This window comes from Flavobacterium sp., assembly GCF_035760125.1.
Lineage (GTDB): Bacteria > Bacteroidota > Bacteroidia > Flavobacteriales > Flavobacteriaceae > Flavobacterium.
On sequence record NZ_DASTTN010000021.1, the window covers coordinates 1 to 19,292 of the forward strand.

Here is a 19,292-nt window from a genome sequence, read left to right on the forward strand (position 1 = left end):
CCCTTTGGCAACCAACATCTCAATAGCCTTGAATGCTGCTTTTTCTGGTTTAGCAGTTGCTCCAAGAACTAAGGTTTTTTTATTTTTTGTCATTTTAAATCAATATAAGCTGCAAAAGTAATCAAAAAGGATTAAGCTCTAACTAAATAGTTGCCATAAACCTAGAAATAGTCATTAATCATTACACCTTTTAATTAATTCTGTAATTGGTTCCTGTATTTATTGAAATAAACAATTAGATAACTCTTGTTTAAACTTATTTATACATAAATTCGTAATTTTACAATCAAAAAACCAAAACTGAATGGATTTATTTATTTACTTATTTGTTGCATTATTTTCTGTTTTAAATCCCATTGGAACCGTACCAATCTTTGTAGGTCTAACTCAAGGCGATTCCAAACAAGAATGTTCAAGAATTTCATTATGGACTTCCATAAATGTATTTTTAATCCTTATCATTTCGTTTTTTATTGGAAAATATGTTTTGAGTTTTTTTGGCATTAGTATTGATTCCCTGCGAATTGCTGGTGGTTTAATAATTGTGAGTTCTGGTTTTTCATTACTTTCTGGGAAATTCAATAAAAAGCGAGGTATCAATAAAAAGATAGAAACAGATGCCCAAAAAAGAAATGACATTGCCTTGACCCCTTTGGCTATACCTATGCTTGCAGGTCCTGGTTCTATATCCTTATTAATTGCATTTTACCAAGAACATAATTCCACTAACGAACTTATAATTGCTTCACTGGCAATATTTGCAATCGCGATTGCAATTTTTATCATCCTAAGAAGTGCACATTATCTAGCCCAAATACTTGGAGCCTCTGGTATTGTAGCAATTTCAAGAATTGTTGGTTTTATAGTTATTGCAATTGGTATCCAATACATCGTAAGTGCTCTTATCAATATTATTAAAGGTAATTTAATGTAATTCCAAAAAATATTACCAATAAAAAAAGCCCAAATTCCAATCATTGTAAGCAATTGGAATTTGGACTTTTTATTTTAAAAATTTATCTTTTTTATTCTCTCGGCAAGAAAATCTCTGCCATCATACAACGGGCACTTCCTCCACCACAAGCTTCAATAGTATCTAAACTTGAACTCAAAATTGTCACATGTTCTTCTAATTGAGCAATTTGTTTTTTGGTCAAACTTTGATGAGCCGAAGCACTCATTACTAAATACCTTCTATCATCGGCACCTTTTACTTCAAGCATATTTCCTGCAAAATTATTCACTTGCTCTTCGGTAATCAAAATGATTTCTTTTTCATCTCCTTTAAGGCTTTCGAGAACCATTTTTCGCTCTTTTTTGTCGTCGATACAATCAGCACAAATAACCGCAAAAGTCTCACCAAGACACATCATTACATTGGTGTGATAAATCAGCTTTCGTTCGTTATTAACAGTATGAAAGGCTTCAAAAATAACAGGTGTAAATTCAAAATCTTCACAAAACTCAATAAACAACTCTTCATCAGCTCTTGGAGAAAGAGCACAATAAGCCTTTCCGTTTTCTCTATCCAATAATAAACTTCCCGTTCCTTCTAAGAAAAAACCATCTTCTTCAGCAGAAGTATAATCCATAATATTATCGATTACAAATCCTTTCTCTTCCAATGTATCCAAAATATCTTCACGGCGTTCTAAACGACGATTTTCAGCAAACATAGGATATAACGCTACATCCCCGTTCTCATGAAAAGAAATCCAATTGTTTGGAAAAATACTATCTGGTGTGTCCGAATTTTCTTTATCATCGACCACCGTTACATCCACCCCAACCGAGCGAAGCTTCTCAACAAAAACATCAAATTCCTGTTGCGCTTTTGCATTTACTGTTGCTGGCAAAAGACCATCTAAAACTTTTTGATAATAATTATTCACTGCCGTTTGCTCATTCATACGGAATGCAACTAGCCGAATCATCAAAATGGAGTTTGTTGTTTGTTTCATATTCTTATAGTTTTATCGTTCCAAAATCAATTGCCTAAAGTTAAACAATAAAACCCAAAACGAATTGTTAATCTCTAATTAATGGCAAAGTAGAACATCGCAATAATCCTTCTTGTTTTGCAATTTCTGCATACGGAATTTCCTCTACTGTAAACCCATTAGCTCGAAGCCAATTATTTAATCTTGTAAAATTCTTTTCAGAAACAACAACATTTGTATCTATCGAAAATACATTGGAATTCATATTATACATTTCATCGCGTGTAATATGAAACAAGTTTTCTTTTCCAAAAAGATTTACTAGAAACATATAATCTGCTTCTTCCCTAAATCCTCTTTTATATATAATCCCTTTGTCTTTTCCTACTGGCTGAAAGCAACAATCAAGATGCAAAGCATTATCGCGAGCTTCAATTCTTGATTTAACCAAATCAAAATCTTTTACAATTTTATTCGGAAATAAATCTTTTAAAAATTTCACTCCTTGCTTATTGGTTCTTGCAGTTATATAACTAGCATAGTCACTCCCCTTGTAGGTCCCTACAAAAATATAATCATTCCAAAGCATTACATCGCCTCCCTCAATATGAACTTCTTCTGGAGGACGAACTACTTTTGCTGGATTCATTTGATCAATTACATATTGAATAGCATCCAATTCTCGGTCGCGATCAGGCAAAATATTTGATTTAACAAAAATATCATCTATTACAAAACCAATATCTCTAGTAAATATCTGATTGTAATTTTCAATCATTTCTGGACGTAAAACAGTTACTCCATATTTTTGAAATACTGAATTAAAGGCTTCCATTTCAACAACCATATCAGCCTCTATTGGGTAGGTATTGGCTAAAATATGCTCTAAAGATTTAGGATCATATGCTTCTTCCGCCTTTGGTGTCGGACCATTGTTAACAGCAGAACCTAACACCACTAACCTCAATCTTGAGGTCTCATTATTTATGTTTAATTCTAGCATTTCTATAACTTTTGCCAAAGATAAAAAAAAAAAGCTCCACCGTAAAGTGAAGCTTTAATAATCTATTTTAAGATTTATGATTTAACATATTCTCTCAAAGGATACCCAGTATATATCTGTCTTGGTCTTCCGATTGGTTCTTTGTTCTCTCTCATTTCTTTCCATTGAGCTATCCAACCTGGTAATCTACCAATTGCAAATAATACGGTAAACATATCAGTTGGAATTCCTAATGCTCTGTAAATTATACCGGAATAAAAGTCAACATTTGGGTATAGATTTCTTGACTTGAAATACTCATCTTCCAATGCAGAAACTTCTAATTTTTTAGCAATTTCAAGAATTGGATCATTTACTCCCAAAGTCGCAAGTACTTCATCAGCCGCTTTCTTGATTATTTTAGCTCTTGGATCAAAGTTTTTATAAACTCTATGACCAAATCCCATTAATCTGAAAGGATCATTTTTATCTTTAGCTTTCGCCAAATACTTATCTGCATCGCCTCCAGTGGCATGAATTTCTTCTAACATTTCAAGCACAGCTTGGTTTGCACCACCATGTAATGGCCCCCATAAAGCTGATACCCCTGCAGATATCGAAGCAAAAAGGCCAGCATGCGAAGAACCTACCATTCTTACAGTCGATGTAGAGCAGTTTTGTTCGTGGTCAGCATGAAGAATAAATAATTTATCCAATGCATCTATAACAATAGGATCTGCACTGTAAGGTCCATTAGGTAACTTAAACATTAAATTCATAAAGTTCTCAACATATCCTATTGTATTATCATAATAATTCAAAGGATATCCCATACTTTTTCTATAAGTCCAAGTAGCAATAACTAAAAATTTAGCAATAGTTTTACAAACTGCATCATACATATCTTTTTCATTATCTGCATCTACTGATTTAGGATTAAAAGCAGTCAAAGCACTTGTCAAAGCAGATAATACTCCCATAGGGTGAGCTGTTCTTGGAAAACCATCCAAAATAATCTTCATTTCTTCACTCACTATAGTGAATTTTCGAATGTCATTTTCAAATTGCTCTAATCTTTCCGCAGAAGGCAATTCTCCAAAAATTATTAAATATGAAACTTCTAAAAAATGAGATTTCTCAGCTAATTCTTCAATTGAATACCCTCTATAACGTAAAATTCCAAGTTCACCATCCAAAAAGGTAATTTCACTTTTACAAGAACCAGAATTTTTATAACCTGGATCAAGAGTAATTACGCCTGACATATCTCGTAATTTACTAATATCAACAGCAGCCTCATTCTCACTCCCAACAATTACGGGAAGCTCAAATTTATTGCCATCAATTTCTAATATTGCTATTTTTGACATATTTTTTTATGAAATAAAATTTAATTTATAATTTACCAAATCTAAGGAATTCCACATTAAATTAAAAACTAATTGAACATTGAATTTGTTAAAAATTCAATAAAAAAGCCATTCGTCTATGACGAATGGCTCAATTACTACAAATTCATTACAATTACTTTATTTTGAATGCCTTTTTTCCAGGAAAATATGCAGAATTCCCTAATTCCTCTTCGATTCTTAATAATTGGTTGTATTTTGCCATACGATCAGAACGTGAAGCAGATCCCGTTTTAATTTGACCACAATTTAATGCAACCGCCAAATCAGCAATCGTATTATCTTCTGTCTCTCCAGAACGGTGAGACATTACAGATGTATAACCAGCATTTTTAGCCATATTAACTGCAGCAATTGTTTCAGTCAAAGTACCAATTTGATTTACTTTTATCAAAATTGAATTTGCAATTCCTTTTTCAATTCCAGTTGACAAACGCTCTACATTAGTCACAAACAAATCATCTCCAACCAATTGAACTTTATTGCCAATTTTTTCGGTCAATAATTTCCATCCATCCCAGTCATTTTCATCCATTCCATCCTCAATAGAAATAATTGGATATTTAGCTGCTAATTCAGCTAAATAATCTACTTGTTCAGCAGAAGTTCTAACTTTTCCAGTTGCACCTTCAAATTTAGAATAATCGTATTTTCCATCAACATAAAATTCTGACGCAGCACAATCTAAAGCCACCATGATTTCATCTCCAAAAGAATAACCTGCTTTTTCAACTGCCAATTTGATAGTATCTAAAGCATCTTCTGTTCCACCAGCTAAGTTTGGAGCAAAACCTCCTTCGTCACCAACAGCAGTACTCAAACCTCTATCGTGCAATACTTTTTTAAGATTGTGAAAAATCTCAGTACCCATTTGCATAGCATGAGTAAAAGAAGTTGCTTTTACCGGAAAAATCATAAATTCCTGAAATGCAATAGGCGCATCAGAATGTGAACCTCCATTGATGATATTCATCATAGGAACAGGTAATGTATTTGCAGAAACACCACCTACATATCTATATAAAGGCAATCCCAATTCATTAGCAGCCGCTTTTGCAACAGCAAGAGAAACTCCAAGAATAGCATTTGCTCCCAAGTTTGCTTTGTTTGGTGTGCCATCCAAATCAATCATTACTTGGTCAATCAAGTTTTGTTCAAAAACTGATGTTCCAACTAATTCTTCAGCAATTTTCGTATTTACATTTTCAACAGCTTTTAAAACGCCTCTTCCTAAGAAAGATTTTCCTCCATCACGTAATTCAACGGCTTCGAATTTACCTGTCGATGCTCCTGACGGAACAGCAGCTCTACCTAAAACTCCATTTTCCGTTACTACATCTACTTCTACTGTAGGATTTCCTCTCGAATCGAAAATTTGTCTTGCGTGAATTTTAACAATAATACTCATTATTCTTATTTTTTATGTTATTAATTTGTATTTTACTCAAAATTAAGTAAAAAAATTCATAAGTCTTTATTCCAAAATCGTTAATATCCTTTTATTTATTAACGATAACGTTTTAGTCTTATACAGATTTGATATTTTCAATAAACTGATCAAAAAGATAAGAAGAATCGTGCGGTCCTGGACTTGCTTCCGGGTGATATTGTACAGAAAAACAATTTTTATTTTTCATTCTCATACCAGCAACAGTTCCATCATTCAAATGTAAATGTGTAATTTCTAAATCAGGGTGATTATCAAGTTCTTCCTTATTTACAGCAAATCCATGGTTTTGAGAAGTAATTTCTCCTCTACCTGTTATTATGTTTTTCACAGGATGATTAATTCCTCTGTGCCCATTAAACATTTTGTATGTAGAAACACCATTTGCCAAAGCAATAACTTGATGCCCTAAACAAATACCAAATAAAGGCTTGTCGTTTTGAATAATCTCTTTTGCTACTTCTATAGCACTATCCAATGGATCTGGATCCCCAGGACCATTTGACAAGAAAAACCCATCAGGATTGAAAGAAGCTAATTCTGCGTAACTCGCATTATATGGAAAAACCTTAATATAACAATCTCTTTTAGCTAAGTTTCGCAGGATATTTTCCTTTATACCTAAATCTAAAGCCGAAATTTTATACGTTGCGTTTTCATCTCCGTAAAAATATGGCTCAAGTGTGGACACTTTAGAGGCTAACTCTAATCCCTCCATGTCAGGCACTTCAGCTAATAGCTTTTTCAATTCTTCAATAGGAGTATCATCTGTACAAATAACAGCGTTCATAGCACCATTATCACGTATGTAACTTACCAGAGCACGTGTATCAACATCTGAGATACAAATCAAATTTTGCTTAGTAAAATAATTTTCCAAACTTCCTGATGAATCAACTCTAGAATAATTAAAACTAAAATTTTTACAAATCAAACCAGCAATTTTTATACTACTAGATTCAATCTCCTTGTCATTTACCCCATAATTTCCAATATGAGCGTTTGTTGCAACCATCAATTGACCAAAATAAGAAGGATCAGTAAAAATCTCTTGATATCCAGTCATACCTGTATTAAAACAAACTTCCCCAAAAGTTTTTCCGCTTATTCCAATTGATTTACCGTGGAATATGGTTCCGTCACTTAATAAAAGAATAGCGCTTTTTCGTGTTGTATATTTCATGTGTAATTTAATATTGTGCAAATTTAAATTTTTAAAACAGTGGACGCAACGTTTTTCAGGAATAATTAAGGCTATTTAAAACTCAACAATAGAGAGTAACAAAATGACCGCAAAATGTTTAAAAAAGACAGAATAAAATATTCTAAAAAACTAAACTACAACATCCCCATTTTAATTAATAATCAATAACTGAAACAATAATTGATTATTTTATTTATAAAAAATCAAAAAAAAAGGATAAACTATAAATAGCTTATCCTTGATTATTATCGAACGATTATTTTCATAATTATTCAGCTGCGTCAGTTGTAGGTTCTGCCTCAGCAGCTGGAGCTTCAACAGCTTCGTCTGCTTTTTTAGCTTTTCCACCACGACGGCTTTTTGCTTTTTTAACTTCTTTTTTACCTCCGTTGTAAAGTTCATTGAAATCTACCAATTCGATCATTGCCATATCAGCATTATCTCCTAAACGATTTCCAACTTTAATGATACGTGTGTATCCTCCTGGACGGTCTCCTACTTTCGCTGCAACGTCTCTGAACAAGTCAGTTACTGCATATTTACTACGTAAGTAAGCAAAAACGATACGACGATTGTGAGTAGTATCAGATTTTGATTTTGTTATAAGCGGCTCAACGAATTGTTTAAGCGCTTTAGCTTTAGCAACAGTAGTGTTAATACGTTTGTGCTCGATAAGAGAACAAGCCATATTTGCCAACATAGAACTTCTATGTGCAGTCTGTCTGCTTAAGTGATTGAATTTTTTTCCGTGTCTCATTGCTTTATGAAATTTAACCCCGCAAGCGGGATTAGATTATTCTTTATCTAGTTTGTATTTTGCTAAATCCATACCGAAGGTCAAATTCTTAATCGCTACTAGTTCGTCTAGCTCAGTTAAAGATTTTTTACCGAAATTACGGAATTTCATTAGGTCATTTTTATTGAACGATACTAAATCACCAAGTGTATCAACTTCAGCCGCTTTCAAACAATTTAATGCTCTAACAGAAAGATCCATATCAACAAGCTTAGTTTTAAGCAATTGTCTCATGTGTAATGACTCCTCATCATAAGATTCTGTTTGTGCAATTTCGTCAGCCTCTAGTGTAATTCTTTCATCAGAAAACAACATGAAATGGTGAATTAAAACTTTTGCAGCTTCAGTAAGAGCATCTTTAGGATTGATTGAACCATCAGTTTTAATTTCAAAAACCAATTTTTCATAATCTGTTTTTTGCTCTACACGGAAGTTTTCAATTGCATACTTCACATTTTTTACAGGAGTAAAAATTGAGTCAGTAAAAATAGTTCCTATTGCAGCATTCTGTTTTTTGTTCTCTTCAGCAGGAACATATCCTCTACCTTTTTCGATAGTTAAATCGAAATTCAGTTTAATTTTACTATCTAAATTACAGATAACAAGCTCTGGATTCAAAACTTGGAAACCTGAAATAAATTTTTGAAAATCACCAGCTGTCAATTGATCTTTACCTGAAACAGAAATAGTAACTGATTCATTATCTATATCTTCAATTTGACGTTTGAAACGTACTTGTTTAAGATTAAGAATAATTTCGGTAACATCCTCAACAACTCCTGAAATAGTAGAAAACTCATGATCTACACCTTCTATACGAACAGATGTAATTGCATAACCTTCTAATGCTGAAAGCAAAACTCTTCTAAGTGCATTACCAACGGTCAATCCATATCCAGGTTCTAAAGGTCTAAATTCAAATTTACCTTCAAAATCGGTTGAATCGATCATGATAACTTTATCGGGCTTCTGAAAATTAAATATTGCCATAAATTTCGACTAAGTCAATTATTATTTGTTGTACAACTCTACGATTAATTGTTCTTTAATGTTTTCTGGAATTTGAAGTCTAGCAGGAACACTTACAAATGTACCTTGTTTAGTTTCATTATTCCAAGTAATCCACTCATAAACATGACTTGAATTAGACAAAGAACGTTCGATAGCCTCTAAAGATTTAGATTTTTCACGAACAGCAACTACATCACCTGGTTTCAAGTGATAAGAAGGAATATTTACATTTTCTCCATTTACAGTAATGTGACGGTGAGAAACGATTTGACGAGCACCTCTTCTAGAAGGAGCAATACCCATTCTAAAAACAACATTGTCTAATCTAGCTTCACATAATTGTAACAATACTTCACCAGTTACACCTTTAGTAGCTGATGCTTTTTCGAATAAATTTCTGAATTGTTTTTCTAAAATTCCATAAGAATATTTAGCTTTTTGCTTTTCCATTAACTGAACAGCATACTCAGATTTTTTTCCTCTTTTTTTAGCCATCCCGTGTTGTCCAGGTGGATAATTTCTTTTTTCGAAAGCTTTATCGTCTCCGAAAATTGCCTCGCCAAATTTACGAGCGATTCTTGTACTAGGACCAGTATATCTTGCCATTTTAAATTGTTTAAGATTGAGATTATGAATTCAGGTCTTATCCTTCGATAATCTATTTTCAATCTAGGTTATACTATAATTATTTTGAGTATTAAACTCTACGTCTTTTTGGAGGACGACATCCATTGTGAGGCATTGGAGTAACATCGATAATCTCTGTAACTTCAATTCCACCATTATGCAAAGAACGGATAGCAGACTCACGTCCGTTTCCTGGTCCTTTAACATAAACTTTTACTTTTTTAAGTCCAGCCTCAAGAGCTACTTTACTACAATCTTCTGCTGCCATTTGAGCTGCGTATGGAGTGTTCTTTTTAGAACCTCTGAAACCCATTTTACCAGCTGAAGACCAAGAAATAACTTCACCTTTTTTGTTAGTCAAAGAAATGATGATGTTATTGAAGGTAGCAGAAATATGAGCTTCACCCGTTGATTCAACGATAACTTTACGTTTTTTTGCAGTTGCTTTAGCCATATTACTTATTATTTAGTTGCTTTTTTCTTGTTCGCAACAGTTTTTCTTTTACCTTTTCTTGTTCTAGAGTTGTTTTTAGTTCTTTGTCCTCTTAATGGAAGACCAGATCTATGACGAATACCTCTATAACATCCAATATCCATTAAACGTTTGATGTTCAAAGAAACTTCAGAACGTAATTCACCTTCAATTTTAAATGCTGATACGGCTTCACGAATTGCTCCGATTTCGTCATCATTCCAATCTTGAACTTTTTTATCTTGGCTAACTTGAGCTTTTTCTAAAATCTCAATAGCTCTACTTTTTCCTAATCCGAAGATGTAGGTAAGTGCTATAACACCTCTCTTATTTTTTGGGATATCTACCCCTGCTATTCTTGCCATAATTATCCTTGTCTTTGTTTAAATCTAGGATTCTTTTTGTTGATTACGTATAATCTTCCTTTTCTGCGTACGATAATGCACTCGGCACTTCTCTTTTTTACTGATGCTCTAACTTTCATAGTGAATATCCTTTAATATCTATAAGTAATTCTTGCTTTTGACAAATCATAAGGACTCATTTCTAGTTTCACTTTATCACCAGGTAATAATTTGATGTAATGCATACGCATTTTTCCAGAAATATGAGCGATTACAATATGTCCATTTTCTAACTCTACACGGAACATCGCATTAGACAATGCCTCAATGATTGATCCGTCTTGTTCTATTGCTGATTGTTTTGCCATAAGTTAAGCTACTGCTTTTCTATTTTTACCACTTTTCATCAAACCATCATAATGCTTATTCAACAAGTATGAATTAATCTGTTGAATAGTATCTATTGCAACTCCAACCATAATTATCAATGAAGTCCCTCCAAAAAACATAGCCCAAGATTGTTGAACATCCATAAGACTTACAACAATTGCTGGGAACACAGCTATCAAAGCAAGAAATAAAGATCCTGGAAAAGTTATTAAAGACATCACTTTGTCAAGATAATCAGAAGTCTCAACACCTGGTCTAATACCAGGTATAAAACCGCCACTTCTCTTTAAATCATCAGACATCTTGTTAGTAGGAACTGTAATTGCTGTATAAAAGAAAGTGAATACAACAATTAATGTTGCAAAAACAAAATTATACCAAAAACCGAACATATTACTAAAAGCACCAACAACAGATTGAGAAGCATCTGATTTAGACAAACCAGCAACAGCTGCAGGAATAAACATAATAGCCTGTGCAAATATTATAGGCATTACACCCGCTGCATTAAGCTTTAATGGAATCCATTGTCTGTTACCACCCATCATATCTTGCTCGAAATCACCAGATGTCGTACGACGAGCATACTGTACTGGAATTTTTCTAATTGCCATTACTAATAATACACAAGATATTATCACAAGTAACCAAATAATGATTTCAACAACCAATAACATTGGCCCACCATTGTTGTTAGTTACTCTTGTTGTGAATTCTTGTATAAAAGCTTGTGGCAACCTAGCCAAAATACCAACCATTATCAAAAGGGAAATCCCGTTTCCAATTCCTTTATCAGTTATTTTTTCTCCCAACCACATGGCAAAAATTGTACCAGTAACCAAAATTACAACTGAAGAAAATAAAAATTCAAAAGAGTTAAATCCTAAAATAAAAGCTGAACTAGGCAAAGTTCTGTAAAGATTGTAGATATAAGTTGGTCCTTGCACTAAAGTTATAACAATAGTTAACCAACGGGTAATTTGATTGATTTTTTTTCTACCACTCTCTCCATCACTCTGAAGTTTTTGCAAATAAGGAATCGCAATTCCCATAAGTTGCACAACAATAGATGCAGAAATATAAGGCATAATTCCCAAAGCAAAAACTGAAGCTTTAGAAAATGCACCTCCGGTAAACATGTCTAGAATAGATCCTAATCCATTTTTTGTTTGCCCAGCTAGCCCTGTTAATTGAGTTGCGTCAATTCCAGGAAGCGTAACATGTGCTCCAAAACGATAAACAAGAAGTAGACCTAAAGTAATTAAAATTCTATTTTTTAGTTCTTCTATTTTCCAAACATTACTTATTGATTCAATAAATTTCTTCATCTTAATTGTAATATTACATGATTACAGCTTCTCCGCCAGCAGCTTCGATAGCAGCTTTTGCAGTAGCAGTAAATTTGTGAGCAGTTACTTTTAATTTTGCTTTCAATTCTCCTCTACCTAAAATCTTAACGATTTCATTTTTGGTAGCAAGACGATTAGCTACATAAACTGTCATATCAACAGTATCTGTAATTACTCCATTATCAACTAATAATTGAAGAGTATCAAGATTAACACCTTCGTATTCTTTACGATTGATGTTAGTGAAACCAAACTTAGGTACACGTCTTTGAAGTGGCATTTGCCCACCTTCAAAACCAATCTTTTTAGAATAACCAGAACGAGATTTTGCTCCTTTGTGTCCTCTTGCGGAGGTACCACCTTTACCAGAACCTTCACCTCTACCTAATCTTTTGTTTTGATTGTGTGTAGAACCCTCAGCAGGTTGTAAGTTACTTAAATTCATAACAGTATTTGTTATTTAGCTTCTTCAACAGAAACTAAGTGTTTAACTTTATTTATCATCCCAAGGATAGCAGGATTTGAATCATGCTCTACAACTTGTCCCATTTTACGTAGGCCTAAAGCTTCCAAACCTCTTTTTTGAGTAAGAGGACAGTTGATTTTGCTTCGAACTTGTTTTACTAATAATTTAGCCATAATTTCCTTGAATTAACCTTTAAAAACTTTTTCTAAAGAAACACCTCTTTGTTTTGCAACAGTGTAAGCGCTTCTCATTTGTAATAAAGCATCAAAAGTTGCTTTCACTACGTTGTGAGGATTTGAAGATCCTTGTGATTTAGATAATACATCATGAATTCCTACTGATTCAAGAACTGAACGAACAGCTCCACCAGCAATAACTCCTGTACCATGAGAGGCAGGAATTAAGAATACACGTGCACCACCAAATTTACCTTTTTGTTCGTGAGGAACTGATTGTCCATTCAAAGGAATTTTCACAAGATTTTTCTTTGCATCTTCTACTGCTTTCGCAATTGCTTCAGAAACGTCTTTAGATTTTCCTAATCCATGACCTACAACTCCATTTTCATCACCTACAACTACAATAGCAGAAAAACCGAAAGCTCTACCCCCTTTTGTAACCTTAGTAACACGATTCACACTCACCAAACGATCTTTTAATTCAAGACCACTTGGTTTTACTAACTCTATATTTTTGTATTTAGACATAATATATTAGAATTTAAGTCCAGCAGCTCTTGCGCCTTCCGCTAATGATTTAATACGACCGTGATATAAATAACCTCCTCTATCGAAAGTTATCACTTCAATACCAGCTTTTAAAGCTTTCTCTGCTACTAGTTTCCCAACTGCAGTTGCCACTTCAAGATTCGTACCTTTTCCAATTTCTTTTTCTCTTGAAGAAGCAGCTAATATAGTAACTCCGTTTACATCATCAATCAATTGAGCGTAAATTTCTTTGTTACTTCTAAAAACAGATAGTCTCGGGTTAGTAGCAGTACCACTAATCGTTTTTCTAATTCTGAATCTAATACGTTGTCTTCTTTCAGGTTTTGTTAATGACATAATCTTATTTTTTAAGCTGATTTACCTGCTTTTCTTCTTAATACTTCACCTACAAATTTAACACCTTTTCCTTTGTACGGCTCAGGCTTACGGAAACCTCTAATTTTTGCCGCAACTTGACCTAAAAGTTGTTTATCTAATGATGTTAATTTTACAATTGGGTTTTTACCTTTTTCAGATATAGTTTCAAGAGTTACCTCTGGAGCTACTTCTAAAACAATATTGTGAGAGAACCCAAGTGCCAAATCTAACTTTTGACCTTGATTTGAAGCTCTATAACCAACTCCAACCAATTCTAAAGATTTTGTAAAACCTTCTGTTACACCAATAACCATATTATTGATTAATGATCTGTACAACCCGTGTTTTGCTCTTTGGTCTTTATGATCAGAAGATCTTTCTACTAGAACTTGATCTCCTTCAACCGTTACAGTTACGTCCGAAAACTCCTGTGTAAGTTGACCGTTTTTTCCTTTTACCGTAATAACACCATCGGCAACTGTAATAGTTACACCAGCTGGTATTGTTACTGGGCTTTTACCTATTCTTGACATCTTATATAGTCTTTAAAATTAGTATACGTAACAAATTACTTCTCCACCAACATTTAATTGCTTGGCTTGTTTTCCTGTCATCAACCCTTTTGAAGTTGAAACAATAGCAATTCCTAATCCATTAAGGATTCTCGGTATTTTAGAAGCACCTGCGTACTTACGTAAACCTGGTTTACTAATTCTTTGGATATCTTTGATTACAGGCTCTTTAGTATCTTTATCATACTTCAAAGCAATTTTGATAGACCCCTGAACAGCGTTGTCTTCAAATTTGTAACTTAAGATATAACCTTGATCAAATAAGATCTTTGTTATTTCTTTTTTTAGATTAGATGCTGGAATTTCGACAACTTTGTGGTTTGCAGCCACAGCGTTTCTAACTCTCGTCAAATAATCTGCAATTGGATCTGTATACATATGTATAAAATTGCGGTTTTGGTATTCTTGTCGGACCATCCGCAAGAACCTGAAACCATTAAACTCATTAATTAATCAACAGATAGTTGTCAATTTACCGACAAAAATCCGGCAAACTTACAACTATCTGTTGAAATATCAAAATCGCAAATAATATTTATTACCAGCTTGCTTTTTTAACACCTGGAATTAGTCCATTATTAGCCATTTCACGGAAAGTTACACGTGAAATTCCGAATTGACGCATATACCCTCTAGGTCTTCCTGTTAATTTGCAACGGTTGTGCAAACGAACTGGTGAAGCATTTTTCGGCAATTTTTGTAAACCTTCGTAATCTCCAGCTTCTAATAAAGCTTTTCTTTTCTCAGCGTACTTTGCTACCGTTTTTTCTCTTTTCACCTCACGGGCTTTCATTGATTCTTTAGCCATATCTTAATTCTTTTTAAAAGGTAAACCTAATTCAGCCAACAATGACTTTGCTTCTTTGTCTGTTTTTGCAGTAGTTACAAAAGAAATGTCCATTCCAGATATTTTATTTACTTTGTCAATATCAATTTCTGGGAAAATGATTTGCTCTAAAACACCAAGATTATAGTTTCCTCTACCGTCAAAACCAGTAGCTTTAATACCACTGAAATCTCTAACACGTGGTAAAGCAGAAGTAATAAGTCTATCCAAAAACTCATACATTCTTTCACCGCGCAAAGTAACTTTTGCTCCAATAGGCATCCCTTTTCTCAATTTGAAAGACGCAACGTCTTTCTTAGAGATAGTAGATACTGCTTTTTGTCCAGTTATCTTAGTTAATTCATCAACTGCATAGTCAATCAATTTTTTATCAGATACTGCTGCACCAACTCCTTTACTCAAAACGATTTTTTCCAATTTTGGAACTTGCATTACGTTTGTGTAACCGAATTCTTCTTTAAGAGCAGAGATAACTCTACTCTTATATTCTTCTTTTAGTCTAGGTATATATGCCATTACTATAGTACTTGATTAGATTTTTTTGAAAATCTTACTTTCTTATCTCCTTCAACTCTAATACCTACTCTTGTTGTTTCCTTAGTTTTAGGATCAATTAAAGATATATTAGAAATTTGAATAGAAGCTTCTTTCTTTACAATACCACCTTGAGGGCTTTTTGCACTAGGTTTCGTATGTTTAGAAACCATGTTTACACCTTCAACAATTGCTTTGTTTTTCTCACGGTAAACACGTAAAACTTTACCTTCAGCACCTTTATGGTCTCCAGCAATTACTCTTACGATGTCTCCTGATTTTATTTTTAGCTTTATCATCTTAAAACGAATTAAAGCACTTCTGGTGCTAATGATACAATTTTCATGAATTGTTTTTCACGAAGTTCTCTTGCTACCGGACCAAAAACACGAGTTCCTCTCATTTCCCCTGCAGCATTCAAAAGAACACATGCATTATCATCGAAACGGATATAAGAACCATCAGCTCTTCTTACTTCTTTTTTGGTACGTACAACAACTGCAGTTGAAACAGCACCTTTTTTAACGTTTCCGTTAGGTGTTGCGTCTTTTATAGATACTACAATCTTGTCTCCAACAGAGGCATACCTTCTTTTGGTACCTCCTAAAACACGGATAGTTAAAACTTCTTTTGCTCCCGTGTTATCTGCTACTTTTAGTCTTGATTCTTGTTGTACCATAATTATTTAGCTCTTTCTAGGATTTCAACTAATCTCCAACATTTTGATTTACTCAAAGGACGCGTTTCGCTAATTCTTACAGTATCTCCTATGTTACAGTCGTTTGTTTCGTCATGTGCAACAAATTTCTTTGTTTTCAACACGAACTTACCGTATAATGGGTGTTTTACTTTAGTTACCTGAGCAACCACAATGGATTTATCCATTTTGTTTGAAGTAACAACCCCAACTCTTTCTTTTCTTAAATTTCTTTTTTCTTCCATCTTTCAGCAGAATACAATTATTGTAACTCTCTTTTAGTAAGTTCTGTAGCTAATCTTGCAACTGTTCTTCTTACACTTCTAATTTGAAGTGGGTTCTCAATTGGAGAAATAGCGTGAGCCATTTTTAGGTCGGCATATGCCTTCTTAGTCTGGCTAAGTTTTTCTTGCAACTCCGCTGCAGAAAGATCTTTTATTTCTGATTGTTTCATAATATAATATAGATTATGCTTCGAAATCTCTAGCAATAACGAATTTAGTTTTTACTGGAAGCTTTTGAGCCGCAAGACGTAATGCCTCTTTTGCAACTGATAAAGGAACTCCTCCAACTTCAAACATAATTCTTCCGGGTTTAACAACGGCAGCCCAATATTCAACGGCACCTTTACCTTTACCCATACGTACCTCAAGAGGCTTCTTAGTAATTGGTTTGTCTGGAAATATTTTGATCCATAATTGTCCTTCTCTCTTCATGAAACGAGTTGCAGCAATACGCGCAGCTTCGATTTGACGAGAAGTTAAGAACATTCCATCTTCATGTACAGATTTAATACCAAACATTCCATTAGAAAGTTCATGTCCTCTTTGAGAATTTCCTTTCATTTTACCTTTTTGTACCTTACGGTATTTTGTTCTTTTAGGCTGTAACATTTTTCTTTAGTTTAAAAATTTACTTTCGTTTACGAGCGTCTGGTTTTCCACCTTTATTAAAAGGCTTTCTGTCTCCTCTAGGAGAATCTCCACCTTTACCACCACCTGGTTGTTTTTTATCCATTCCAGCAAGTGGAGAAAGATCTCTCTTTCCATAAACTTCACCTTTCATGATCCATACTTTGATACCCATTCTACCATAAGTAGTATGAGCTTCAGCCAAAGCATAATCAATATCGGCTCTGAAAGTTGATAGAGGAATTCTACCTTCTTTGAAACCCTCTGAACGAGCCATCTCAGCACCATTCAAACGACCAGAAATCAAAACTTTGATACCTTCAGCGTTCATACGCATAGAAGCAGCAATAGCCATTTTGATTGCACGTCTGTAAGAAATTCTGCTTTCGATTTGACGACAGATGCTTGTAGCAACTAGATACGCGTCAAGTTCAGGTCTTTTAATTTCAAAGATGTTGATTTGAACCTCTTTGTCAGTAATTTTCTTAAGTTCTTCTTTCAACTTGTCTACCTCTTGTCCACCTTTCCCAATAATAATACCAGGTCTAGCAGTAGTGATAGTAACGGTTACAAGTTTCAAAGTTCTCTCGATGATTACTTTTGATACACTAGCTTTTGATAAACGAGCATGGATATACTTTCTGATTTTATAATCTTCGGCTAATTTATCACCGTAATCATTTCCACCATACCAGTTTGAGTCCCATCCTCTGATGATACCAAGTCTATTTCCAATTGGATTTGTCTTTTGTCCCATGCTGCTTAAGAATTGCTTTGTGTGTTATTGATAGCTCCTAACACGATTGTCACGTGATTAGAACGTTTTCTTATTCTGTGTGCTCTACCTTGTGGAGCTGGACGAAGTCTTTTCAACATCATTCCACCATCTACACGGATTTCTTTAACAAATAATCCAGCTTCTTCAAGATTACCTTCACTATTTTTTTGCTCCCAGTTATTGATAGCAGATAATAATAGTTTTTCTAATTTTCTTGAAGCTTCTTTCGAACTGAATCTTAATATGTTAAGTGCTCTTTCTACCTTCTGACCTCTTACCAAGTCCGCTACTAAGCGCATTTTTCTAGGTGAAGTAGGGCAGTTATTCAATTTTGCGAAAGCTATAGACTTATTAGCCTCTTTTCTCGCATCTGCTGTTTCTCTTTTACGAACTCCCATTGCTTCTTATTTTTTACCTTTATTTTTTGCTCCAGCATGACCTCTAAAAGATCTAGTTGGTGAAAATTCTCCTAATTTGTGTCCTACCATGTTTTCTGTTACGTAAACTGGTACAAATTGACGACCGTTATGAACTGCGATAGTTTGTCCAACGAAGTCTGGAGTAATCATAGAAGCTCTAGACCATGTCTTAACAACTCCTTTATTTCCACCTGCTATGTTTTCTGCAACTTTCTTGTCTAACTTATAATGAACGAAAGGTCCTTTTTTTAATGAACGTGCCATATCTTATTATTTCTTTCTACGTTCTACGATATACTTGTTACTCGGGTTTTTCTTAGAACGAGTTCTATAACCTTTAGCTGGTATTCCATTTCTTGAACGTGGATGTCCACCAGAAGAACGTCCTTCACCACCACCCATTGGGTGATCGACAGGGTTCATTGCAACAGGTCTTGTTCTAGGTCTTCTTCCTAACCATCTTGTTCTACCTGCTTTTCCAGATACAACTAATTGGTGGTCTGAATTAGAAACTGCTCCAATTGTAGCCGAACAAGTCAACAAGATTAATCTTGTTTCTCCTGAAGGCATTTTAATTGTTGCATATTTTCCATCTCTTGCCATTAATTGAGCAAATGTTCCAGCAGAACGAGCAATTACAGCTCCTTGTCCTGGTCTCAATTCAATACAAGATATAACAGTTCCCAAAGGAATTCTGCTTAAAGGTAAAGTATTACCAATTTCGGGTTGAGATTCTGGTCCAGAAACTACTTTCTGTCCAACTTTCAATCCGTTTTGAGCAATAATATAAGTTTTCTCACCATCAGCATAAGCTAATAAAGCGATAAACGCAGTACGATTTGGATCGTATTCAATAGATTTCACCGTAGCTGGAATTGCTTCTTTTGTACGTTTGAAATCAATAATACGATATCTCTGCTTGTGACCACCACCCGTATAACGCATGGTCATCTTTCCTTGACTATTTCTACCTCCAGAGTTTTTTATCGGCGCTATCAAAGAGCGTTCCGGC

At 34.1% G+C, this 19,292-nt stretch carries 31 protein-coding genes; 1 reads left to right on the top strand and 30 read right to left on the bottom strand.

The window, feature by feature from the left end; translation table 11 throughout:
* Positions 1–304 precede the first annotated feature (304 nt).
* The gene (locus tag VFS71_RS00830) at positions 305–934 is read left to right on the top strand and encodes a MarC family NAAT transporter (RefSeq protein ID WP_326398784.1); all 630 of its coding nucleotides are present in this window, start codon (positions 305–307) and stop codon (positions 932–934) included.
* A gap of 91 nt (positions 935–1,025) precedes the next feature.
* On the opposite strand, the gene ctlX is transcribed toward VFS71_RS00830, so the two are convergent.
* From ctlX to rplB, 30 genes are all read right to left on the bottom strand, one after another.
* Positions 1,026–1,961: a citrulline utilization hydrolase CtlX gene (ctlX, locus tag VFS71_RS00835; RefSeq protein WP_326398785.1), complete on the bottom strand. Its 936-nt coding sequence runs from the start codon at positions 1,959–1,961 to the stop codon at positions 1,026–1,028.
* Between the two features lie 67 nt (positions 1,962–2,028).
* Complete coding sequence (locus VFS71_RS00840) at positions 2,029–2,943, bottom strand: dimethylarginine dimethylaminohydrolase family protein (RefSeq protein WP_326398786.1); 915 nt, start codon at positions 2,941–2,943, stop codon at positions 2,029–2,031.
* 74 nt (positions 2,944–3,017) lie between these two features.
* A complete protein-coding gene (locus VFS71_RS00845) occupies positions 3,018–4,292 on the bottom strand; it encodes a citrate synthase (RefSeq protein WP_326398787.1) in 1,275 nt (424 codons plus the stop codon).
* Between the two features lie 154 nt (positions 4,293–4,446).
* Entirely contained in the window at positions 4,447–5,739 is a 1,293-nt protein-coding gene (gene eno, locus VFS71_RS00850; RefSeq protein ID WP_326398788.1) for a phosphopyruvate hydratase, read from the bottom strand.
* A 118-nt stretch (positions 5,740–5,857) separates the two neighbouring features.
* Complete coding sequence (gene carA / locus VFS71_RS00855; protein ID WP_326398789.1) at positions 5,858–6,961, bottom strand: glutamine-hydrolyzing carbamoyl-phosphate synthase small subunit; 1,104 nt, start codon at positions 6,959–6,961, stop codon at positions 5,858–5,860.
* 289 nt (positions 6,962–7,250) lie between these two features.
* On the bottom strand, positions 7,251–7,739 hold the full coding sequence (gene rplQ / locus VFS71_RS00860) for a 50S ribosomal protein L17 (RefSeq protein ID WP_326398790.1): 489 nt from the start codon (positions 7,737–7,739) through the stop codon (positions 7,251–7,253).
* A gap of 36 nt (positions 7,740–7,775) precedes the next feature.
* The gene (locus tag VFS71_RS00865; protein WP_035637337.1) at positions 7,776–8,768 is read right to left on the bottom strand and encodes a DNA-directed RNA polymerase subunit alpha; all 993 of its coding nucleotides are present in this window, start codon (positions 8,766–8,768) and stop codon (positions 7,776–7,778) included.
* 21 nt (positions 8,769–8,789) lie between these two features.
* Complete coding sequence (gene rpsD, locus VFS71_RS00870) at positions 8,790–9,395, bottom strand: 30S ribosomal protein S4 (RefSeq protein ID WP_326398791.1); 606 nt, start codon at positions 9,393–9,395, stop codon at positions 8,790–8,792.
* A gap of 91 nt (positions 9,396–9,486) precedes the next feature.
* Positions 9,487–9,870, bottom strand: coding sequence for a 30S ribosomal protein S11 (rpsK, locus tag VFS71_RS00875; RefSeq protein WP_024981527.1), 384 nt, complete (start codon positions 9,868–9,870; stop codon positions 9,487–9,489).
* Between the two features lie 8 nt (positions 9,871–9,878).
* The gene (gene rpsM / locus VFS71_RS00880; RefSeq protein WP_064716171.1) at positions 9,879–10,253 is read right to left on the bottom strand and encodes a 30S ribosomal protein S13; all 375 of its coding nucleotides are present in this window, start codon (positions 10,251–10,253) and stop codon (positions 9,879–9,881) included.
* 2 nt (positions 10,254–10,255) lie between these two features.
* A complete protein-coding gene (gene ykgO, locus VFS71_RS00885; protein ID WP_002987490.1) occupies positions 10,256–10,372 on the bottom strand; it encodes a type B 50S ribosomal protein L36 in 117 nt (38 codons plus the stop codon).
* A gap of 12 nt (positions 10,373–10,384) precedes the next feature.
* Positions 10,385–10,600: a translation initiation factor IF-1 gene (infA, locus tag VFS71_RS00890; protein WP_007136545.1), complete on the bottom strand. Its 216-nt coding sequence runs from the start codon at positions 10,598–10,600 to the stop codon at positions 10,385–10,387.
* Between the two features lie 3 nt (positions 10,601–10,603).
* The gene (secY, locus tag VFS71_RS00895) at positions 10,604–11,950 is read right to left on the bottom strand and encodes a preprotein translocase subunit SecY (RefSeq protein WP_326398792.1); all 1,347 of its coding nucleotides are present in this window, start codon (positions 11,948–11,950) and stop codon (positions 10,604–10,606) included.
* Positions 11,951–11,963: 13 nt separating this feature from the next.
* On the bottom strand, positions 11,964–12,416 hold the full coding sequence (gene rplO, locus VFS71_RS00900) for a 50S ribosomal protein L15 (RefSeq protein WP_100433332.1): 453 nt from the start codon (positions 12,414–12,416) through the stop codon (positions 11,964–11,966).
* 11 nt (positions 12,417–12,427) lie between these two features.
* A complete protein-coding gene (gene rpmD, locus VFS71_RS00905) occupies positions 12,428–12,610 on the bottom strand; it encodes a 50S ribosomal protein L30 (RefSeq protein ID WP_026706255.1) in 183 nt (60 codons plus the stop codon).
* A gap of 12 nt (positions 12,611–12,622) precedes the next feature.
* Entirely contained in the window at positions 12,623–13,147 is a 525-nt protein-coding gene (rpsE, locus tag VFS71_RS00910; RefSeq protein ID WP_116797193.1) for a 30S ribosomal protein S5, read from the bottom strand.
* 3 nt (positions 13,148–13,150) lie between these two features.
* Positions 13,151–13,501, bottom strand: coding sequence for a 50S ribosomal protein L18 (gene rplR, locus VFS71_RS00915; protein WP_116797192.1), 351 nt, complete (start codon positions 13,499–13,501; stop codon positions 13,151–13,153).
* Between the two features lie 11 nt (positions 13,502–13,512).
* A complete protein-coding gene (gene rplF / locus VFS71_RS00920) occupies positions 13,513–14,055 on the bottom strand; it encodes a 50S ribosomal protein L6 (protein ID WP_326398793.1) in 543 nt (180 codons plus the stop codon).
* An 18-nt stretch (positions 14,056–14,073) separates the two neighbouring features.
* A complete protein-coding gene (gene rpsH / locus VFS71_RS00925) occupies positions 14,074–14,472 on the bottom strand; it encodes a 30S ribosomal protein S8 (RefSeq protein WP_077377752.1) in 399 nt (132 codons plus the stop codon).
* A 160-nt stretch (positions 14,473–14,632) separates the two neighbouring features.
* On the bottom strand, positions 14,633–14,902 hold the full coding sequence (gene rpsN, locus VFS71_RS00930; RefSeq protein ID WP_035637316.1) for a 30S ribosomal protein S14: 270 nt from the start codon (positions 14,900–14,902) through the stop codon (positions 14,633–14,635).
* Between the two features lie 3 nt (positions 14,903–14,905).
* Complete coding sequence (gene rplE, locus VFS71_RS00935; RefSeq protein WP_077377755.1) at positions 14,906–15,457, bottom strand: 50S ribosomal protein L5; 552 nt, start codon at positions 15,455–15,457, stop codon at positions 14,906–14,908.
* A 2-nt stretch (positions 15,458–15,459) separates the two neighbouring features.
* A complete protein-coding gene (gene rplX / locus VFS71_RS00940; protein WP_035668111.1) occupies positions 15,460–15,774 on the bottom strand; it encodes a 50S ribosomal protein L24 in 315 nt (104 codons plus the stop codon).
* An 11-nt stretch (positions 15,775–15,785) separates the two neighbouring features.
* A complete protein-coding gene (rplN, locus tag VFS71_RS00945; RefSeq protein ID WP_007803649.1) occupies positions 15,786–16,154 on the bottom strand; it encodes a 50S ribosomal protein L14 in 369 nt (122 codons plus the stop codon).
* A gap of 2 nt (positions 16,155–16,156) precedes the next feature.
* The gene (gene rpsQ, locus VFS71_RS00950) at positions 16,157–16,417 is read right to left on the bottom strand and encodes a 30S ribosomal protein S17 (RefSeq protein WP_026707010.1); all 261 of its coding nucleotides are present in this window, start codon (positions 16,415–16,417) and stop codon (positions 16,157–16,159) included.
* A gap of 17 nt (positions 16,418–16,434) precedes the next feature.
* Positions 16,435–16,626 (bottom strand): 50S ribosomal protein L29, encoded by a 192-nt coding sequence (gene rpmC, locus VFS71_RS00955; protein WP_035668115.1) that lies wholly within the window; start codon positions 16,624–16,626, stop codon positions 16,435–16,437.
* Positions 16,627–16,639: 13 nt separating this feature from the next.
* Positions 16,640–17,065: a 50S ribosomal protein L16 gene (gene rplP / locus VFS71_RS00960; protein WP_100433326.1), complete on the bottom strand. Its 426-nt coding sequence runs from the start codon at positions 17,063–17,065 to the stop codon at positions 16,640–16,642.
* Positions 17,066–17,084: 19 nt separating this feature from the next.
* A complete protein-coding gene (rpsC, locus tag VFS71_RS00965) occupies positions 17,085–17,840 on the bottom strand; it encodes a 30S ribosomal protein S3 (protein WP_077377764.1) in 756 nt (251 codons plus the stop codon).
* 5 nt (positions 17,841–17,845) lie between these two features.
* Positions 17,846–18,259, bottom strand: coding sequence for a 50S ribosomal protein L22 (rplV, locus tag VFS71_RS00970; RefSeq protein WP_007803631.1), 414 nt, complete (start codon positions 18,257–18,259; stop codon positions 17,846–17,848).
* 6 nt (positions 18,260–18,265) lie between these two features.
* Entirely contained in the window at positions 18,266–18,544 is a 279-nt protein-coding gene (rpsS, locus tag VFS71_RS00975) for a 30S ribosomal protein S19 (protein ID WP_035637298.1), read from the bottom strand.
* Between the two features lie 6 nt (positions 18,545–18,550).
* On the bottom strand, positions 18,551–19,292 hold a 742-nt coding region (rplB, locus tag VFS71_RS00980), incomplete at its 5' end, for a 50S ribosomal protein L2 (RefSeq protein ID WP_326398795.1).

Excerpts from the sequence above, each read along its gene's own strand:
- VFS71_RS00830 (WP_326398784.1), top strand. The coding sequence starts at position 305 with ATGGATTTATTTATTTACTTATTTGTTGCATTATTTTCTGTTTTAAAT.
- ctlX (WP_326398785.1), bottom strand. The coding sequence starts at position 1,961 with ATGAAACAAACAACAAACTCCATTTTGATGATTCGGCTAGTTGCATTC.
- VFS71_RS00840 (WP_326398786.1), bottom strand. The coding sequence starts at position 2,943 with ATGCTAGAATTAAACATAAATAATGAGACCTCAAGATTGAGGTTAGTG.
- VFS71_RS00845 (WP_326398787.1), bottom strand. The coding sequence starts at position 4,292 with ATGTCAAAAATAGCAATATTAGAAATTGATGGCAATAAATTTGAGCTT.
- eno (WP_326398788.1), bottom strand. The coding sequence starts at position 5,739 with ATGAGTATTATTGTTAAAATTCACGCAAGACAAATTTTCGATTCGAGA.
- carA (WP_326398789.1), bottom strand. The coding sequence starts at position 6,961 with ATGAAATATACAACACGAAAAAGCGCTATTCTTTTATTAAGTGACGGA.
- rplQ (WP_326398790.1), bottom strand. The coding sequence starts at position 7,739 with ATGAGACACGGAAAAAAATTCAATCACTTAAGCAGACAGACTGCACAT.
- VFS71_RS00865 (WP_035637337.1), bottom strand. The coding sequence starts at position 8,768 with ATGGCAATATTTAATTTTCAGAAGCCCGATAAAGTTATCATGATCGAT.
- rpsD (WP_326398791.1), bottom strand. The coding sequence starts at position 9,395 with ATGGCAAGATATACTGGTCCTAGTACAAGAATCGCTCGTAAATTTGGC.
- rpsK (WP_024981527.1), bottom strand. The coding sequence starts at position 9,870 with ATGGCTAAAGCAACTGCAAAAAAACGTAAAGTTATCGTTGAATCAACG.
- rpsM (WP_064716171.1), bottom strand. The coding sequence starts at position 10,253 with ATGGCAAGAATAGCAGGGGTAGATATCCCAAAAAATAAGAGAGGTGTT.
- ykgO (WP_002987490.1), bottom strand. The coding sequence starts at position 10,372 with ATGAAAGTTAGAGCATCAGTAAAAAAGAGAAGTGCCGAGTGCATTATC.
- infA (WP_007136545.1), bottom strand. The coding sequence starts at position 10,600 with ATGGCAAAACAATCAGCAATAGAACAAGACGGATCAATCATTGAGGCA.
- secY (WP_326398792.1), bottom strand. The coding sequence starts at position 11,950 with ATGAAGAAATTTATTGAATCAATAAGTAATGTTTGGAAAATAGAAGAA.
- rplO (WP_100433332.1), bottom strand. The coding sequence starts at position 12,416 with ATGAATTTAAGTAACTTACAACCTGCTGAGGGTTCTACACACAATCAA.
- rpmD (WP_026706255.1), bottom strand. The coding sequence starts at position 12,610 with ATGGCTAAATTATTAGTAAAACAAGTTCGAAGCAAAATCAACTGTCCT.
- rplR (WP_116797192.1), bottom strand. The coding sequence starts at position 13,501 with ATGTCATTAACAAAACCTGAAAGAAGACAACGTATTAGATTCAGAATT.
- rplF (WP_326398793.1), bottom strand. The coding sequence starts at position 14,055 with ATGTCAAGAATAGGTAAAAGCCCAGTAACAATACCAGCTGGTGTAACT.
- rpsH (WP_077377752.1), bottom strand. The coding sequence starts at position 14,472 with ATGTATACAGATCCAATTGCAGATTATTTGACGAGAGTTAGAAACGCT.
- rpsN (WP_035637316.1), bottom strand. The coding sequence starts at position 14,902 with ATGGCTAAAGAATCAATGAAAGCCCGTGAGGTGAAAAGAGAAAAAACG.
- rplE (WP_077377755.1), bottom strand. The coding sequence starts at position 15,457 with ATGGCATATATACCTAGACTAAAAGAAGAATATAAGAGTAGAGTTATC.
- rplX (WP_035668111.1), bottom strand. The coding sequence starts at position 15,774 with ATGATAAAGCTAAAAATAAAATCAGGAGACATCGTAAGAGTAATTGCT.
- rplN (WP_007803649.1), bottom strand. The coding sequence starts at position 16,154 with ATGGTACAACAAGAATCAAGACTAAAAGTAGCAGATAACACGGGAGCA.
- rpsQ (WP_026707010.1), bottom strand. The coding sequence starts at position 16,417 with ATGGAAGAAAAAAGAAATTTAAGAAAAGAAAGAGTTGGGGTTGTTACT.
- rpmC (WP_035668115.1), bottom strand. The coding sequence starts at position 16,626 with ATGAAACAATCAGAAATAAAAGATCTTTCTGCAGCGGAGTTGCAAGAA.
- rplP (WP_100433326.1), bottom strand. The coding sequence starts at position 17,065 with ATGTTACAGCCTAAAAGAACAAAATACCGTAAGGTACAAAAAGGTAAA.
- rpsC (WP_077377764.1), bottom strand. The coding sequence starts at position 17,840 with ATGGGACAAAAGACAAATCCAATTGGAAATAGACTTGGTATCATCAGA.
- rplV (WP_007803631.1), bottom strand. The coding sequence starts at position 18,259 with ATGGGAGTTCGTAAAAGAGAAACAGCAGATGCGAGAAAAGAGGCTAAT.
- rpsS (WP_035637298.1), bottom strand. The coding sequence starts at position 18,544 with ATGGCACGTTCATTAAAAAAAGGACCTTTCGTTCATTATAAGTTAGAC.